The organism is Sorangium sp. So ce362 (assembly GCF_051519845.1).
Classification (GTDB): Bacteria; Myxococcota_A; Polyangia; order Polyangiales; family Polyangiaceae; genus Sorangium.
The window spans coordinates 3,002,125-3,019,115 of the sequence record NZ_CP150332.1; the positions used below are offsets into that span (position 1 = coordinate 3,002,125).

The 16,991-nt window shown below is 71.7% G+C and carries 9 protein-coding genes; 7 read left to right on the forward strand and 2 right to left on the reverse strand.

All coding sequences use genetic code 11. The features are described 5' to 3' along the window. Positions 1 to 237 precede the first annotated feature (237 nt). Both WMF17_RS11980 and WMF17_RS11985 read left to right on the forward strand, forming a co-directional pair. Positions 238 to 744, forward strand: coding sequence for a hypothetical protein (locus WMF17_RS11980; RefSeq protein ID WP_437649504.1), 507 nt, complete (start codon positions 238 to 240; stop codon positions 742 to 744). Positions 745 to 816: 72 nt separating this feature from the next. Next, positions 817 to 1,542, forward strand: coding sequence for a hypothetical protein (locus tag WMF17_RS11985; RefSeq protein WP_437649505.1), 726 nt, complete (start codon positions 817 to 819; stop codon positions 1,540 to 1,542). 108 nt (positions 1,543 to 1,650) lie between these two features. Here WMF17_RS11985 and WMF17_RS11990 read toward each other — a convergent pair whose 3' ends face one another. Together WMF17_RS11990 and WMF17_RS11995 are read right to left on the reverse strand one after the other, a co-directional pair. Next, a complete protein-coding gene (locus tag WMF17_RS11990) occupies positions 1,651 to 2,961 on the reverse strand; it encodes an ammonium transporter (protein WP_437602173.1) in 1,311 nt (436 codons plus the stop codon). Positions 2,962 to 3,197: 236 nt separating this feature from the next. Continuing rightward, a complete protein-coding gene (locus tag WMF17_RS11995) occupies positions 3,198 to 4,850 on the reverse strand; it encodes a 4-alpha-glucanotransferase (RefSeq protein WP_437602174.1) in 1,653 nt (550 codons plus the stop codon). A gap of 328 nt (positions 4,851 to 5,178) precedes the next feature. Between WMF17_RS11995 and glgX the strand changes: the two genes are divergently transcribed. From glgX to WMF17_RS12020, 5 genes are all read left to right on the forward strand, one after another. Beyond that, complete coding sequence (gene glgX / locus WMF17_RS12000) at positions 5,179 to 7,533, forward strand: glycogen debranching protein GlgX (protein ID WP_437602175.1); 2,355 nt, start codon at positions 5,179 to 5,181, stop codon at positions 7,531 to 7,533. Between the two features lie 479 nt (positions 7,534 to 8,012). Next, complete coding sequence (gene treY, locus WMF17_RS12005; RefSeq protein ID WP_437602176.1) at positions 8,013 to 11,219, forward strand: malto-oligosyltrehalose synthase; 3,207 nt, start codon at positions 8,013 to 8,015, stop codon at positions 11,217 to 11,219. Position 11,220: 1 nt separating this feature from the next. Then, positions 11,221 to 13,050 (forward strand): malto-oligosyltrehalose trehalohydrolase, encoded by a 1,830-nt coding sequence (treZ, locus tag WMF17_RS12010; protein ID WP_437602177.1) that lies wholly within the window; start codon positions 11,221 to 11,223, stop codon positions 13,048 to 13,050. Positions 13,051 to 13,084: 34 nt separating this feature from the next. Further along, positions 13,085 to 13,885: a tRNA (N6-threonylcarbamoyladenosine(37)-N6)-methyltransferase TrmO gene (gene tsaA, locus WMF17_RS12015; protein ID WP_437649507.1), complete on the forward strand. Its 801-nt coding sequence runs from the start codon at positions 13,085 to 13,087 to the stop codon at positions 13,883 to 13,885. A gap of 161 nt (positions 13,886 to 14,046) precedes the next feature. Next, positions 14,047 to 16,866: a PAS domain S-box protein gene (locus WMF17_RS12020; RefSeq protein ID WP_437602179.1), complete on the forward strand. Its 2,820-nt coding sequence runs from the start codon at positions 14,047 to 14,049 to the stop codon at positions 16,864 to 16,866. Positions 16,867 to 16,991 lie beyond the last annotated feature (125 nt).

Sequence of the window (16,991 nt, forward strand, 5' to 3'; positions counted from 1 at the left end):
ATCGATTCGCTATGGGATCGAGCAGCTCTTCTATGCTCGCTCCACGCTTGGTGTAGACATGTCTGGACATGAGCACGTCATGAACGTGCATGTCGGCTGCCAGCGTGATTGCCGGGCACGAGAGGCGCGATTCGAGCGGGAGGCAAGGCTCCTGTCGGAGCTCTCCAAGCCGGGCATCGTGCGGCACGTGGTGCGCGCGGACGCCACGCGTTCTATCTGGAGGAGCTGATCCGCGCTGTGGCGGAGCGCAAGGGCGAGGTGCTGCCGGAGACGGTGCTGGCGATGGTCCAGGCGCGGCTCGCGGCGCTCGACGGCGAGGCGCGGAAGGTGCTGCGCGCGGCGAGCGTGTTCGGCGACGTCTTCTGGCGGGGCGGCGTCGCGGCGCTCCTCGGGAGCGCGGAGGCGTGCCCCGCTGCGCGCGACGTGCTCTCGGAGCTCTGCGACGGGGAGGTGATCGTTCGCCGCAAGGAGAGCCGGTATCGGGCGGCGGAGGTCGTGGCGGCGCACGAGCGCTGGGGCGCGTCCGGGTACAAGAGCACGTTCGCCCACCTCGTCCATGCGGAGGCGCTCCACGCCGCGAGCGACCGCGAGGGGGCGTCCGCGGTCATCGCCGGCGCGCGCGAGCGGCTGCTCGCGCGGGCAGAGAGGCTGCCGGCGGCGCACCGCCGGAGCTTCCTCGGCGAGATCCCCGAGAACGCGCGCGTGCTCGAGCTCTCCCGGCAGTGGCTGCGCGCCGCGAGCTGACGCGGCACGGCGCCCGGCCGTCGCGGACGGCGCGCGGGCCCGCTGCCGGAGGGACGCGTGGTAGAATGGCGCGTGCCTCCTTCGATCTCGGTGCGCGCCTCGCGGCGCAATCCCACCGCGGCGCGAGCTCGGCTGTGGCTCTGCGGGGCGCTGGCCGGCGCGTGCTGCGCCGGGGCGATGGGCTGCGCGGAGAGCGCGCCCGCTGCGCCGGCGCGAGGGGCCCGGGCCGCCTCGACGGCGCCCGCGGCGCAGGTCGCCTCGGCGGCGCCGGCGGCGAGCTCCGCGCCCGCCGGCACGCCGCCGGCGTCTCCGCCGGTGGAGGGTGAGCGACCTGGCGAGACGTCCCCGCAGGAGCGCTGGGTCGGCACGCTGACGCTCACGAAGGGCGAGCAGCCGCTCATCGCCGGGAGGATCATGTCGCGGGAGGACGCCGAGCGCTGGCTCGGCCCCGGCTGGCGAGCGCTGGAGGGGCAGCGCGTTCGCGTGATGGCGGTGCTGCGGGACCACGTCTGCGAGCCGCACGCGCAGTGCCTGACGGGAGGGCGCATCCCGCTCCTCGAGCAGGTCGCGTCGATCGCGCTGTGCAGCGGCGGTGACGCCGCCGGGCGACAGGAGGTCATCGACTGCACGCCGTCGCCTGCTCAGCTCGCGCGCTGCGAGGCCGAGTGCCGCGGCCTCAGCGACGACTGCGATCAGCGCGCCGGCGAGCGCGGTGCGCTGCGCCGCTGCGGGTGCGCCAAGATCACGTGCGAGCAGCGCTGCCGCGAGACCGGCGAGCCTCTCTTCGCGTGCAGGTGACGCGCTCGCGCCGCGCGACGCCCGCGCCAGAAGGGCGGGGGACAAAACGGCGAAGGCCGCCCGGCTCGTGCCAGGCGGCCCTCGCGGGCGCGCTTCCGCTGCGCTGGATCAGGCGCCTTCGCGCGCGAGGACCGGCGACCCAGAGGGCACGGGGGAGGCCGGCGGCGTCGACTCCACGGCGTGGGCGCCGCCCTCGCCGAGCGAGTAGGCCTCCTCGCCGTGGAGGGCGCCGTCGAGGCCCTCGTCTTCCGTCTCGTCGTCGACCCGGAAGCCCATCACCGCGTTGATGCCCTTCACGAGCACGAAGGTGACCGCCGCCGCGTACGCCGCCGCGACCCCGACCGCGATCGCCTGCTCGACGAGCAGCGCCGAGTTGCCCTTGATGAGGCCGTCCTGGCCGGCCGGATTCCACACCTTGGAGGCGAACACGCCGGTGAGCAGCGCGCCGAGCAGACCGCCCACGCCGTGGATGCCGAAGGCGTCCAGGCTGTCGTCATAGCCCAGCTTGCCCTTCATCATCACCGCGCCGTAGCACACAGCGCCCGCCGCGAGCCCGATCGCGACAGACGCCATCGGCCCGACGAAGCCCGCGGCCGGCGTGATGGCGACGAGCCCCGCCACGAGCCCCGACGCCACGCCGAGGAGCGACGGCTTGCCGAAGCGCACGCCCTCGATGAGCGCCCAGGCGAGCGCGCCGATGGCCGCCGCGATGTGCGTGTTCACGAACGCCACCACCGCGAGCCCGTTCGCGGCGAGCGCGGAGCCGCCGTTGAAGCCGAACCAGCCGAACCACAGCATGCCGGCGCCGAGCAGCGTCATGGTGAGGTTGTGCGGCACGATCTTGCGCGTCGGGTACCCCTTGCGCTTGCCGATCATGATCGCCATCACGAGCGCGCTCGCGCCCGAGGCGAGGTGCACAACGGTGCCGCCCGCGAAGTCGAGCGCGCCGCGCGACAGGAGCCACCCGCCCGGGTTCCACACCCAGTGACAGATGGGGCTGTAGACCACGAGCGACCACAGCAGCGTGAACACCACGTACGACGAGAACTTGATGCGTTCGGCGTAGGCGCCCGAGATCAACGCCGGCGTGATGATGGCGAACATCAGCTGGAACACCATGAACAGGAGATGAGGCACCGTCATCCCCTCGCGCGGATCGGTGCCTACGCCGTTCAGGAACGCGTAATCGAGGCCGCCAATCAACCCGCCCTTGGATTCGGCGAACGCCATCGAGTACCCGATGGTCACCCACGCCAGGGTCACGATACCCATGGCGAAGAAGCTGTGCATGTATGTGCTGAGCGTGTTCTTGGTTCGGACCATGCCCCCGTAAAACAGGGCCAGCGCTGGCGTCATCAGCAGTACCATTGCCGACGAGACCAGGAGCCAGGTGGTGTCCGAGGCGTTGATTTCGTTCACTGGTGGCCTCCTCGACCGCGAAGGTAAAAGAGGCCAGTTTTCCGGAATGTTTCGGCGGCATGTACTTCACGAGCTCGTGAAACGTGCCGCCGCGACGCAGCGAGTCAGTCTGCGTGGGCTCCCCAACCGCCGGCGCGCGGGGCGGACTGGGACTTACAGCGGGTCAATGGATTTGCAGTGATGCCGCACGCCGGCGAGGGCCGCGTGCTTCAGTCACGGGCAGCTCGGCTCAGCGCTCAGCCACGCCCGCTCGCCTGGATGCTCTCCCGCACCCGCTCGAGCGCAGCCCGCACCTCGGGATCCCGAGCCATCTGTGCCGGCGCCGCCGGCAACCGCAGCGACCAGTTCTCCGGCCCCACGGTCCCCGGCGTGTTGATCCGCTCGCGCGTCGCGAGCACGTCCTGCACGAGCAGCAGCACGAGCTCGCTCTTCGACCCGTGGATGAGGTCGAGCAGCGCGCGGTGCGTCTCCTTCGTGAACTCCCGCCCTAGCTCCTGCCGCCGCGGCGAGAGCTGCGGCAGATCGAGCACCCCAGCGCGCTCCCGGTCGTCCCGCGACTCCCACCACGCCACCACCGAGTCGGTGTCGTGCGTCCCGAAGCACGCGACCGAGAGCGCCGGGTACTCCGCCGGATTGCGGAACCTCACGTCGTCCTTCTCCCAGATCAGCACCTTGTAGCCCGGCACGCCGAGCTCGGTCAGCGACGCCCGGACCCACGGCGGCACCGCGCCGAGATCCTCCGCCACGAGCTGCGCCCCGGTCTCCGCCGCCCCCGCGATCATCGCCCGCACCACGCGCTCGCCGTGCTCGCGCTGCTCCGGCTCCTCCGCCGGATCGAACGTCGCCCTGGGCCGCTCGCCCCCCTGGCCCTGGCTCCCGCGCTCCGGGAAGATGTACGTCCGGTAGAAGCCGACCAGGTGATCGATCCGGAACCGGTCGCAGAGCAGCCCGGTGTAGCGGCAGCGCCGCCTCAGCCACGCGAAGTCGGTCTCGCGCATCCGGGACCAGAAATACGGCGGAAGCCCCCAGTTCTGGCCCTCCGTGTCGAACTGGTCGGGCGGGGCGCCGACCGACCTGTCGTGCCGGAACTCGCCCTGATGCGCCCACACGTCGGCGCTGTCGCGCGCCACCATGAACGGGAGATCGCCCATGATCTCCACCCCCTTGTCCCGGAGATCCGCGCGCGCCGCCTCCCACTGCGCGTGCGCGAGCCACTGGACGTACTCGTAATAGAGGATGTCCCGCGCGCGCTCCTGCCGCAGCTTCACGAGCGCCTCCGGCCTCCGCTCGCGGATCTCCTCGGGCCAGTCCCACCACGCGACGCCGTTGAAGCCGTCCTTGAACGCGCGGAACTGCGCGTAGTCGGGCAGCCAGTCCGACTGCCGCTTCACGAACGCGGCCAGCTCGGCCGCGCGCGGCGTCTGCTTCGCGTGGTGCTCCCGCTCGAACCTGTCGAAGGCGAAGCGCAGCGCCCGCCCCTTCACGCGGCGCACGAGATCGTAGTCGACGCGCGCGCTCGTCCTCGCGCGATCGAGCGCCGCCATGTCGTCGCCGAGCGCCTCGCCGTGGAGCTCCGCCGGGAGCTCGGGCACGGCCGAGAGCGAGATGAACATCGGATCGATGCCGAACGCGGAGAGCGCCATGTACGGCGACGTCTCGCCGCCCGCCACCTCGCCGAGCGGCAAGAGCTGCACGAGGCGAAGCCCCGCGGCGCGCATCCACGCGGCGAACTCGGGGAGATCACCGATCTCGCCGATGCCCCACGAGCGATCGCTGCGCAGCGAGAAGAGCGGCACCGTCACGCCGGAGATGCGGCGGCGCGCGCCGGAGGGAGGTGGCGAGCTCGGGGACGAGCCCTGGGACTGATGTTCGGCAGAGGGGGAAGACATGGGCGTTTTTCGCTTGGCTCCAGGCGTTCGGGGCGGAGTCTATCCCGGGTCGCGCGCTTGGCGATGCTCCTTCTGCTCCGTCGAGCCGCCCCGGCGCCGCCGCGTCGTTGCCGCCTGCCGGCGCGCCGCTCCGCGTCGGGCCGGGCAGCGCGGAAGGCGGCGCCCGGTCCGCGAGCGGGCGCCGCCCGAGGGCGGCGCCCGACCGGTGAGCTGGCGTAGCCTGCGCTGCGTGGATCCGGGCCCCGGGAGCGAAAAATCGAGCCGCGGGCGCTTGTGCCTCGACAGCGGCGCCGATTTCGCGAATAGGGCGGCTCCACAGGTTTTTCCGATGACCAGACGCATATGGCCCGGCACGCCGACCCCCCTCGGCGCCGTTTATGACGGCGAGGGGGTCAATTTCACGCTGTTTTCTCAGTCCGCCACGAAGGTCGAGCTCTGCCTCTTCGAGGCCGTCGACGATGTCGTGGAGCGTGAGCGCATCGAGCTCCCCGAGCGAACGGCCCACGTCTTCCATGGGTACGTGCCGGGGCTCAAGCCCGGCCAGCTCTACGGCTACCGGGTGCACGGGCCCTACGATCCGCGCTCCGGGCACCGCTTCAACCCGGCGAAGCTCCTCGTCGATCCGTACGCGTACGCGCTCTCCGGCGAGCCGAACTGGAAGGCGCCGCTCTACGCCTACGACCGCGGAGGGCCGCCCGAGCGCGGCGAGGGCGGCGCCGGCCGGCCCAAGGAGGCGGCGGGCCGCGACGGCGCGGCGGCCGAGAAGGGCGAGGGCGGGCGCGCGGGAAAGACGGCGAGCGATCGCCGCGGCGCCGAGGCGCGCGGGAAGGAGTGCGCGTCCTCGCCGCCGCCCCCGCTCGCGCCGCCGCTCCCGCTCGACGACCTCGAGATCTGCCACCGCGACAGCGCCTGGGGCGCGCCGAAATCGGTCGTCGTCGACCACCGCTTCGCGTGGGACGGGGACCGGCCGCCGGCGACGCGCTGGCAGGACACGATCATCTACGAGGTGCACGTCAAGGGGTTCACCCAGCGGCACCCCGGCGTCCCCGCGCACCTGCGCGGCAGCTACGCGGGGCTCGCCTCCGAGGCGGCGATCGCCCACTTCAAGAAGCTCGGCGTCACCGCGCTCGAGCTGCTCCCCGTGCACGAGATGGCGAGCGAGCGCGAGATCTGGGAGCGCGGGCAGATCAACTACTGGGGCTACAACACGCTCTCGTACTTCGCGCCCGCCGGCCGCTACTCAGCGAGCGGGCGGCTCGGCCAGCAGGTGACCGAGTTCAAGGCGATGGTGAAGGCGCTCCACGCCGCCGGCATCGAGGTGATCCTCGACGTCGTCTACAACCACACAGCGGAGGGCAACCACCTCGGCCCGACGCTCTCCCTGAAGGGGATCGACAACTGGAGCTACTACCGGCTCGTGCCGCACAACCCGCGCTACTACATGGACTTCACGGGCTGCGGGAACACGATGAACACGCGTCATTACCAGACGCTCCAGCTGGTGATGGACAGCCTGCGGTACTGGGTGACCGAGATGCACGTCGACGGCTTCCGCTTCGACCTCGCGTCGGCGCTCGCCCGCGGCCACCACGACTTCGACCGGCTGAGCTCGTTCTTCGACATCATCCACCAGGACCCGGTCCTCTCGCGCACGAAGCTCATCGCCGAGCCGTGGGACGTGGGCGAGGGCGGCTATCAGGTCGCCAACTTCCCCGTCCTCTGGACGGAGTGGAACGATCGCTACCGCGACTCGGTCCGCCGCTTCTGGAAGGGGGATCTGCTCGCGGCCGACCTCGGCTACCGGCTCACCGGGTCGAGCGATCTGTTCGCGTCGAGCGGGCGCCGGCCGTACGCGAGCGTCAACTTCGTGACGGCGCACGACGGCTTCACGCTGAACGATCTCGTATCGTACAACGAGAAGCACAACGAGGCAAACGGCGAGGGGAACCGGGACGGCACGAACAACAACCACAGCTACAACCACGGGGTCGAGGGCCCCTCGTGCGACCCGGCGGTCGTCGAGCTGCGCGAGCGCCAGAAGCGCAACCTCCTCGCGACGCTGCTCCTCTCGCAGGGGGTGCCGATGATCAACGCCGGCGACGAGATCGGCAAGACGCAGCTCGGCAACAACAACGCTTACTGCCAGGACAACGAGATGTCGTGGCACGACTGGGATCTCGACGAGCGGCGGAAAGAGCTCTTCGAGTTCACCTGCCGCCTCATCGCCCTGCGGCGCAGCCAGCCGGTGCTGCGCCGGCGGACGTTCTTCTCGGGCGGCTACGTGCACGGCAGCGGGCTGAAGGACGTCGTGTGGTTCCGCCCCGACGGCGCCGAGATGAACGCGGAGGACTGGACGCACCCGAACGCGAGGGCGATAGGCTATCTGCTCGGGGGCGACGCCCTCTGGTCGATGGGCCCGCGCGGCGAGCCGATCGTGGGTGACACGCTGCTCGTGCTCATCAACGCGAACCATTCGCCGTTCGAGTTCGTGCTGCCAGCGATCGAGTTCGGCGAGCGGTGGGAGGTGCTCATCGACACCCGCACGGCCGCGGAGCCGGCGCGCACGGTGCCGGCGCGGGCAGGGGGAGAGCGCTACCTGCTCGTCGACAGGTCCGTGGCGGTGCTGCGGCTCCTGGAGCGGCAGGAGAAGAAGAAGACAAAGCGGGTGAAGGCGCGGGCGTGACACCTCCCGTCGGCGCGCCGCCCCACGACGAGCGCGCGGGGCTCCATCTCATGCGCTGACGCGTGTCTCGTCCGGGCGCGGACGCGGCCTGTTTCGCGCGCTCCAGGGCCCTTCGCCGTGCGCCCGAGCGCGCGACGAATCTCCAAGCGCTGGTCATCAATGAATCTCCTGATTCTGTCGGACGAAGGCTGTCCGCCTCGCTCCGCCCGCACGGGCAGGGCGCCATGGCGAACCTACGGAGGGCCGCGTCGACGGCGCTTGCGCTGCCCGGGCGCCGCGCCGCCGAATCCGGGCACGGTGCTCCGGGCTCAGCGCAGGTCCGAGGGGCCCCGGGCGCACCTTTGCTGCAATTCCCTATGTGCCTCGGGTTCTCCCTTCGTCGGCCGGTCCAGATCGACAGGAGCTCGCGGCAATCACGACAGATCCTCCCTGCACGACGCTTCGTTCGAAGTAGATTCTGCCCCGGAGGCACTCGACGAATGACGGAAGCGCCGGACGATCGGAATCAAAAGGTGAGCAGCCATCCAGACGGCGCCGCGCAGCAGGCGGCGCGGCTCGTCGCGGCGGCGTGCGAGGGCGTGGCGCCGCGGCTGCCGCGCGCCACGTACCGCGTGCAGCTCAACAAGGATTTCACCTTCGAGCAGGCGCGGCGCGTGGTCGCCTACCTCGACGCGCTCGGCGTCAGCGATCTCTACTCGTCGCCCTTCTTCAAGGCGCCTACGGAGAGCCTGCACGGCTACGACCTCGTCGATCACAACGCGCTGAACCCCGCGATCGGCGGCCGCGACGATCTCGATCGGCTCACGGACGAGCTCGCGGCGCACGGCATGGGCTTCCTCCTCGACTTCGTGCCCAACCACATGGGGGTCGGCACCTCCGACAACGCCTGGTGGAGCGACGTCCTCCAGAACGGCCCGAGCTCGCTCTACGCGCCGTTCTTCGACATCGACTGGGCGCCGCTCAAGACGGAGCTGAAGCACAAGGTGCTGCTCCCCGTGCTCGGCGACCACTACGGGCGCGTGCTCGAGCGCGGCGAGCTCAAGATCGAGTTCGACAGCGGCGCGTTCGTCCTCCGGTACTTCGATCACGTCTTCCCGGTGAACCCGCGGACGTACGGGATGGTCATCGGGCCGCTCGTGCCCGGGCTCGTCGCCGCGCTCGGCGAGGAGAACGACGCGCTGCTCGAGCTGCAGAGCATCATCACAGGGCTCCGCAACATGCCGCCGCGGACCGAGACGCAGCGGGCCAAGGTGATCGAGCGGCGTCGGGAGAAGGAGATCCTCAGGCGGCGGCTCGCGGCCCTCGTCTCCGACTCGCCCGACGTCGCGTCGGCGGTGGCGGAGGGGGTCGAGCGCGTCAACGGCAAGGTGGGCGATCCGCGGAGCTTCGACCCGCTCGAGGCGCTGCTCGAGGAGCAGGCCTACCGGCTGAGCTACTGGCGCAGCGCCGCGGAGGAGATCAACTACCGCCGGTTCTTCGACATCAACGAGCTCGCGGCGATCAGGATGGAGCACCGGCCGGTCTTCACCGAGGCGCACCGGCTCGTCTTCGAGCTCTGCGAGCGCGGACAGGTCACGGGGCTGCGCATCGACCACCCCGACGGCCTCTGGGACCCGATCGGCTACTTCGAGGACCTGCAGCGGGGCTACCTGATCGAGCGCTGCCGCCGCCGCTTCCTCGCCGAGGCCGAGCCGGAGCCGCGGAGCCGTGAGGACGCGCGCAGCCGCCCGCCGGCCGCCACCCGCTTCGCCAAGCTGGAGCCGGCGATCCGCGCGGCCATCGACGAGCGCGCGGGCGCCGGGGGGGCGCACGACCCGCGCGGCGCGTCGATCGCGCGGCCGATGTACGTCGTCGTCGAGAAGATCCTCGCCCGCGGCGAGACGCTGCCCGAGGCGTGGCCCGTCCACGGGACGAGCGGCTACGACTTCACCGCGGCGGTCGGCGAGCTCTTCGTCGACGCCTCGAGCGAGGCGTCGATGAACGCGATCTACGAGCGGTTCATCGGCGATCACCTGGAGTTCGAGGCGCTCGTCTACGAGAAGAAGAAGCTGATCCTGCGGACGGCGCTGGCGAGCGAGCTCAACGTGCTCACGCACGCGCTGAACCGGCTCACCGAGCGCGACCGCCGCTTCCGCGATTTCACCCTGGGTTCGCTCAACGAGGCCCTGCGCGAGGTGATCGCGTGCTTCCCGGTGTACCGCACGTACGTCAACGAGCAGACGCCGACGATCTCGGACCACGACCGGGTCGCGATCGGCCGCGCCGTCGCCCTCGCGCGCCGGCGCAACCCGACGATGGAGGCCACGATCTTCACGTTCGTGCGCTCGGTCCTGATGCTCGACCCGGATCTCTTCCGCGAGGAGGACCGGCGCCACTTCTGCGAGTTCGTGATGAAGCTCCAGCAGCTCACCGGGCCGGTGATGGCGAAGGGGCTCGAGGACACGTCGTTCTACATCTACAACCGGCTCGTGTCGCTGAACGAGGTCGGCGGCGAGCCAGAGCGCTACGGCGCGAGCGTGCTCGCGTTCCACCGCGGCAACGTGCAGCGGCAGAAGACGTGGCCCGCCTCGATGCTCGCGACCTCGACGCACGACACGAAGCGGAGCGAGGACGTGCGCGCGCGGATCAGCGTGCTGTCGGAGATCCCGTCCGCATGGGAGGAGGCGCTCCTCCGCGCGGCCGCCGCGGCGGCGCCGCTCAAGGCCGAGATCGAGGGCCGCCTCGCGCCGGACAGCAACGAGGAGTACCTCTTTTACCAGACGCTCCTCGGGAGCCTGCCGATCGATCCGCTGCTCGGCGCTCCCGGAGGCCCGCGCGCGCCCGAGGGCGACGCGCTCTCGTCCTACGCGGACCGGCTCGTGCACTACATGCGCAAGGCCACGAAGGAGGCGAAGGTCAACACGTCCTGGATCGACGCGCAGCCCGAGTACGACGCCGCCGTCGAGGCGTTCGTGCGCAAGGCGATCTCGTCCGCGGACGTGGTGGGCGCGCTCCTGCCGCTCGCGCGCGTGGTCGCGTGCCACGGCATGTGGGGCTCGCTCTCGCAGACGCTCCTGAAGCTCACGTCGCCGGGCGTGCCCGACATCTATCAGGGCAACGAGGTGTGGGACTTCAGCCTGGTCGACCCCGACAACCGCCGCGTGGTCGACTACGCGTCGCGCGAGAAGGCGCTCGCCGAGATCCGCGCGCGGTGGAACGGCGGCGACCTCACGCTCGCGCGCGAGCTCTGTGCCGGGGCGCGCGACGGCCGCATCAAGCTCTTCGTCACGCACGTCGCGCTCGAGCTGCGCCGGCGGCACCCGGCGCTCTTCGGGGCCGACGGGGACTACGCCCCGCGCGCCGTGATCGGCGACCGCGAGACGCACGTGGTCGCCTTCGCGCGCCGCGGCCAGCAGGACGGGCGCTCGCTCGTCGTGGTCGCGCCCCGGTTCAGCGCGCGGCTGCTCGGCGGGGCCTGCGCCCCGCCGACGGGGAAGGCGTGGGCGGGGACGTTCGTCGACGTGGAGCCCGGCCTCTACACGGATCTCTTCACCGGCGCCGAGATCGAGGCGTCGCCGTCCGGCTCCTCGCCGCGCGACGCGGCCGCGACGTCCGAGCCGAGGGACGGCGCGGTGCTCCCGCTCGACCGCGTGCTCTCCGATTTTCCCGTCGCCCTGCTGCTGCGGGCGGCCCAGCGAGGTCAGTGACATGAAGGCGATTCGCACGATGGGCGCATGGATCGAGGGCGGCGCGGTCCGCTTCCGCGTCTGGGCGCCCGACCACGATCGGATCGAGATCGTCACCTACGGCAAGGACGGCGAGGAGATCACGGGCACGCTGCCCGCGACCCCCACCGGCGGCGGCACCTTCGAGGCGACGGCGCCGGGCCTCGGGGCCGGCGCGCTCTACAAGGTGCGGATCGACGGCGAGGGGCCGTTCCCGGACCCCTACGCGCGCGCGCAGCCGTTCGGCGTGCACGGCCCGTCGGCGGTCGACGACCCCTCGTTCGCGTGGACCGACGCGGGGTGGAAGGGCGTCGCGCTCGAGGACCTCGTCATCTACGAGGTGCACGTCGGCACGGCGACCCCGGAGGGCACGTTCGACGCGCTCATCGGGCGGCTCGCCGACCTCCGGGAGCTCGGGATCACCGCGATCGAGCTCATGCCGGTCGCGAGCTTCCCGGGCGAGCGCGGGTGGGGGTACGACGGGGTCGACCTCTTCGCCCCGGCCGCGGCCTACGGCGGCCCCGAGGGCCTCCGCCGCCTGGTCGACGCGGCGCACGCCGCGGGGCTCGGGGTGATCCTCGATTGCGTCTACAACCACTTCGGCCCCGACGGGAACTACCTCCGCGCCTATTCGAAGCGCTACTTCACCGATCGCCACAAGACGCCCTGGGGCGACGCGGTGAACTACGACGGCGAGGGCGCCGAGCAGGTGCGCGCGCTCGCGATCACGAACGCCGAGATGTGGATCCGCGACTACCACATCGATGGCCTCCGCCTGGACGCGACGCACGCCATCGTCGACGACACCGAGCCCCATATCCTCCGGGAGATCGCCGAGCGCGCGCGGGCGGCCGGCGAGGGGCGCCACGTCGTGGTGATCGCCGAGGACAGCCTGAACGACGCGCGCCTCGTGAAGCCCGTCGAGCAGGGCGGGTACGGCCTCGACGGCGTGTGGGCCGACGACTTCCACCATGAGCTCCGCGTCATCTTCGCCGGCGATCGCGACGGCTACTTCGAGGATCACCGGGGCACGGCCGAGGACCTCGCCGCGACGATCCGCAAGGGGTGGCTCTACGAGGGGCAGGTCTCGAAGCACGCGGGCAAGCCGCGGGGGACGCCCGCCGAGCCGGTGCCGCCGCCGCGGTTCGTGCACTGCATCCAGAACCACGATCAGATCGGCAACCGCGCGCTCGGCGATCGGCTCGGGGACAAGGTGAGCCCGGCGGCCTTCCGGACGACGTCGGCGCTGCTCCTGCTCACGCCGTACACGCCGCTCCTGTTCATGGGCCAGGAGTGGAACGCGCGGACGCCGTTCCAGTACTTCACCGACCACAACGCCGAGCTCGGCCGGCTCGTGACCGAGGGCCGCCGGCGCGAGTTCCAGTACTTCTCCTCGTTCGGCGACGCGGAGGTGCCGGATCCGCAGGATCCGCGGACGTTCGAGCGCTCGAAGCTCGACTGGAGCGAGCGGCAGCGGCCGGAGCACGCCGGCGTGCTCGCCTGGTACCGCGAGCTCCTCGGCCTCCGCGCGTCGCACCCGGCGCTGCGGGGCCGCGCGCGCGACGCCTTCTCGGCCGAGGCGCTCTCCCCGGACGCCGTCCGGATCGAGCGCCGCGGCGGCGAGATCGCCGTGATCGCGCTGGTCGCGCTCCGCGGCGCGCTCGCCCTGGACCTCGGCCGCCCGGAGGCGCGGGGGCTCGCGTTCAGCGAGGAGCCGCGGTTCGGCGGCGCGGCGCAGCGGGCCCCGATCGAGCGCGGCCGGGTGGCGTTCGAGGGCCCGGCGGTCCTGATCGTCGAGGTGCCGCTCCCGTGACGGAGGCGACGGCGATCCCATGGATTCCGGTCCGATGCTGAGGCCTGTCACGTTCACGCCGATCGGCGTGGTGCGCACCCCGTTCCCCGACCGGGTGAGCGCGCCGCGACAGCCGCACGCCGCGGCCGGGGCGGAGGGGACGATCGAGCTCGTGCCCGGCCGCGGCCTGGACCACGCGCTCTGCGACATCGAGGGGTGGGACTACCTCTGGGTGGTCTTCTGGTTCCACCTCAACGAGGGCTGGCGCCCGAAGGTCCTGCCGCCTCGGAGCGCCGGCAAGCGGCGCGGCGTGCTGTCGACACGCTCGCCGCACCGCCCGAACCCGATCGGCCTCAGCGTGGTCAAGCTCCTCGCGGTGGACGGCCTCACCTTGCGCGTGAGCGGCGTGGACATGATCGATGGCACGCCGGTGCTCGATCTGAAGCCGTACGTGCCGTACGCGGACGCCTACCCGCACGCGCGCACCGGCTGGGTCGCGCCGCTCGCTCCGGCCGAGGCGCCGGCGGATCCGGAGCCGGGCTTCGAGGTGGTCTGGGGCGAGCGGGCAGCCGAGCAGGCCGCCTGGCTCGATGCGGCGCACGGGGTCGCCCTGCGGGAGCGGGTGGACCGGGTGCTCGCGCTCGGCCCGCAGCCGCACCCTTACCGGCGGATCCGCGTCGACGGGGACGCGATGCGGCTCGCCGTGACCTCGTGGCGGGTGCGGTTCAGGTCCGAGGGGCGGCGGATCGAGGTGCTGTCGGTGGCGACCGGCTACCGCGAGCAGGAGCTCTGGAGCGGAGATGCGCCCGAGCTCGCCGCCCACCGGCAATTCGTGGAGCGGTTCGGACGCGGCTAGGGCGCGCGCTCTTCTGGCCAGGATCGTCGGGTCTGCCTGGCATGCCGAGGACTCCACCTCGGCGGTCCATCCCCGGCCCTTGCCGAACAAGCTGAGAGCAGCCAAAGCGTCCACAACGTTTTGTCGACAACGCCGGGCGGAGTCGATCGGCTCGAATGGGCGTGATCTCTACAAAGTATGTTCGCAGTGCCAGGCCGTGTGGAGCCGAGCAGCGGGGGACGGATCCGCAGTTCCGTCTGCTCGCCGAGGGCATCCCGCAGCTGGTATGGGCCGCCGGCAGCGACGGCTCGTGCAACTATGTCAACGGTCGCTTTCGCGAGTACACCGGCCTGACGGCGGAGCAGGCGGCCTGCCTCGGGCTGGCCGCCGTCCTCCATCCGGAGGATGCGGCGCGCTGCACCGCCGCGTGGAAGGCGGCCGTCGAGCGGGGCGCGGCGCTCGAGCTGGAGGTCCGCGTGCGGCGGCATGACGGCGCCTATCGCTGGTTCCTCGCTCGATCGGAGCCCATCGCGGACATCGGCGGCCGGGGGGCCCGCTGGCTCGGCACGGCCACCGACATCGACGAGCCGGCGCGAGGGGAGGGGGCGCCGCGCCGGCAGATCGACGGCGAGCCGCACCTGAAGGCGGCCGTCCTGGATCAGGTCGGCGAGGCGCGCCTGCGCGAGAGCGAGGAGCGGTTGCGGCTGGCCCTCACGGGCGGCCAGCTCGGCGTCCGGGAGTGGGATGTGAGCTTCCGCAACATGGCCGATCCGTCGCCCGTCATGGTCTGGGCCACCGGCCCCGACGGGCGCGCCACGTACGGGAACCGGAGCTGGTCCGAGTTCTCGGGCCAGACCGAGGCGACCTCCCTCGGCTTCGGCTGGCTCGACGCGATCCACCCCGAGGACCGCTCGGCGACGATGGAGGTCTTCCGGCGGGCCGAGGCGCGGCGCGAGCCCTTCCGGCTGGATTACCGCCTGCGTCGGCACGACGGCGAGTTCCGCTGGTGCATCGCCTCGGGCTCGCCGCGGCTCGGCCCGGGCGGCGAGCTCCTCGGCTACGTCGGCTCGATCATCGACATCACCGAGCGCAAGCATGCAGAGCTCCTGCTGCAGGAGAGCGAGGCGCGATTCCGCCGCGCCGTGATGGCGGTCCCGTTCCCCATCATGATTCACGCCGACGACGGCCAGGTCGTCTGCGTCAACCGCGCGTGGACGGACATCGCCGGCTACGCCAGCCGGGAGATCCCCACCGTCGAGGAATGGCTCGACAGGGCGCATCCGGCGCAGAAGGACGCCATCCGCTCCAGGATCAAGGCCCTGTACGCGCTGGAGGGCGCCACCAGCGGCGAGCTCGAGGCCGCGATCATCACGGCGAACGGCGAGCAGCGCACGTGGCTGTTTCGCGGGGCTCCGCTGGGAAATGACGCGGCGGGCAGGCGGCTCGTCATCAGCATCGCCCACGACATCACCGTGAGGAAGCAGGTCAGCGACACGCTCCGCGAGAGCGAGGCGAAGTTCCGGTCGCTCGCCGAAGCCATGCCGCAGATCGCCTGGACGGCGCGTCCGGACGGCGGCATCGATTACTACAACCGCAGGTGGTACGAGATCTGCGGTGTGAAGGAGGACGAGGCGACCGGCGACAGCTGGGTCCCCTTCGTGCATCCGGACGATCGCCAGCTGTGCACGGACAGCTGGTTTCGTTCGGTCCTGTCCGGCGAGCCGCTCCAGATCGAATACCGCTTCTGGGTCCTCGGTGCCCGTGAGCACCGCTGGTACCTGGGCCGCGCGGTGCCCGTGCGCGGGCCTTCGGGCGAGATCGAGAAGTGGTATGGCACGTGTACGGATATCCACGATCAGAAGTGCGCCGAGGTGACGCTGAAGGAGGCGGACCAGCGCAAGGACGGGTTCCTGGCGATGCTCGCCCACGAGCTGCGCAACCCGCTCGGGCCCCTCCGCAATGCCGCCGAGCTCCTGCGGCGGTCCGGGCCCCAGCAGCCGTCGACGACGTGGGCGTGCGGCGTGCTCGATCGACAGGTCTCGCACATGGCCCGGCTGGTGGACGATCTCCTCGACGTCTCGCGCGTGGCCCGCGGCCGGATCGAGCTGCGCAAGCAGCGCTGCGACCTGACGCAGCTGCTCCGGCAGACCGCCGAGGACTACCGCAGCACGCTGGAGGCGAGCGGCCTCGGGCTCTCGCTGGAGATCCCGGCCGCGCCGCTGTGGGTCCTCGGCGATCCGACCCGGCTGTCGCAGGCCATCGGCAACGTACTGCACAACGCGAACAAGTTCACCGACGCCGGCGGCCAGGTGACGGTCACCCTGTCGGCGGCGTCCGAGAGCTCCGCCGCGATCCGCGTCCGCGACACGGGCATCGGCATGGATGCGGCGATGCTGGCGCGCGTCTTCGTGCCGTTCAGCCAGGCCGATCGCAGCCTGGACCGCAGCCGGGGCGGGCTCGGGCTGGGCCTCGCGCTGGTCAAGGGGCTCGTCGAGCTGCACGGCGGCGCGGCCTCGGCCGAGAGCGCGGGCATCGGCCATGGCGCGGAGATCGTCCTCCGCCTGCCGCTGGAGCGCGGGATCGCGCCGTCGGTCGGGAGCGCCGCGCCGGCGGCGGACATCGCGGCGCGATCGCTGCGCATCCTGATCATCGAGGACAACGTGGACGCCGCGGAGACCTTGCAAGCGTTGCTCGCCATGGAGGGGCATCAGGTCGAGGTGGCCCTGTCCGGGCCTGCCGGCGTCGAGGCGGCCCGCTCGTTCCTGCCGGAGGTCATCCTGTGCGACATCGGTCTTCCCGGCGGGATGGACGGATACTGCGTGGCGCGTGCTCTGAAGGGAAATCCAGGTCCGTCCCCCTCGCTCATGATCGCGCTGACCGGCTATGGCCGGGAGGAAGATCGGCGCCGGGCCCAGGAAGCCGGCTTCTCGATGCTCCTCATCAAGCCGATCGAGCCGAGCGCGCTGCAGACCCTCCTCGCCTCGATCGCCGCGCGGGGGTGAGACGCAGGGCGCGGGGCTTGCCGGCGCTCGGCGGCCTCGGCGCCTCCACGCCGGAGGCGTGAGGGGGCCGCCTCGACGATCGATCACCGGGCGGTCCCCCCGCCGTCCACGGCCATGGCCTCCGG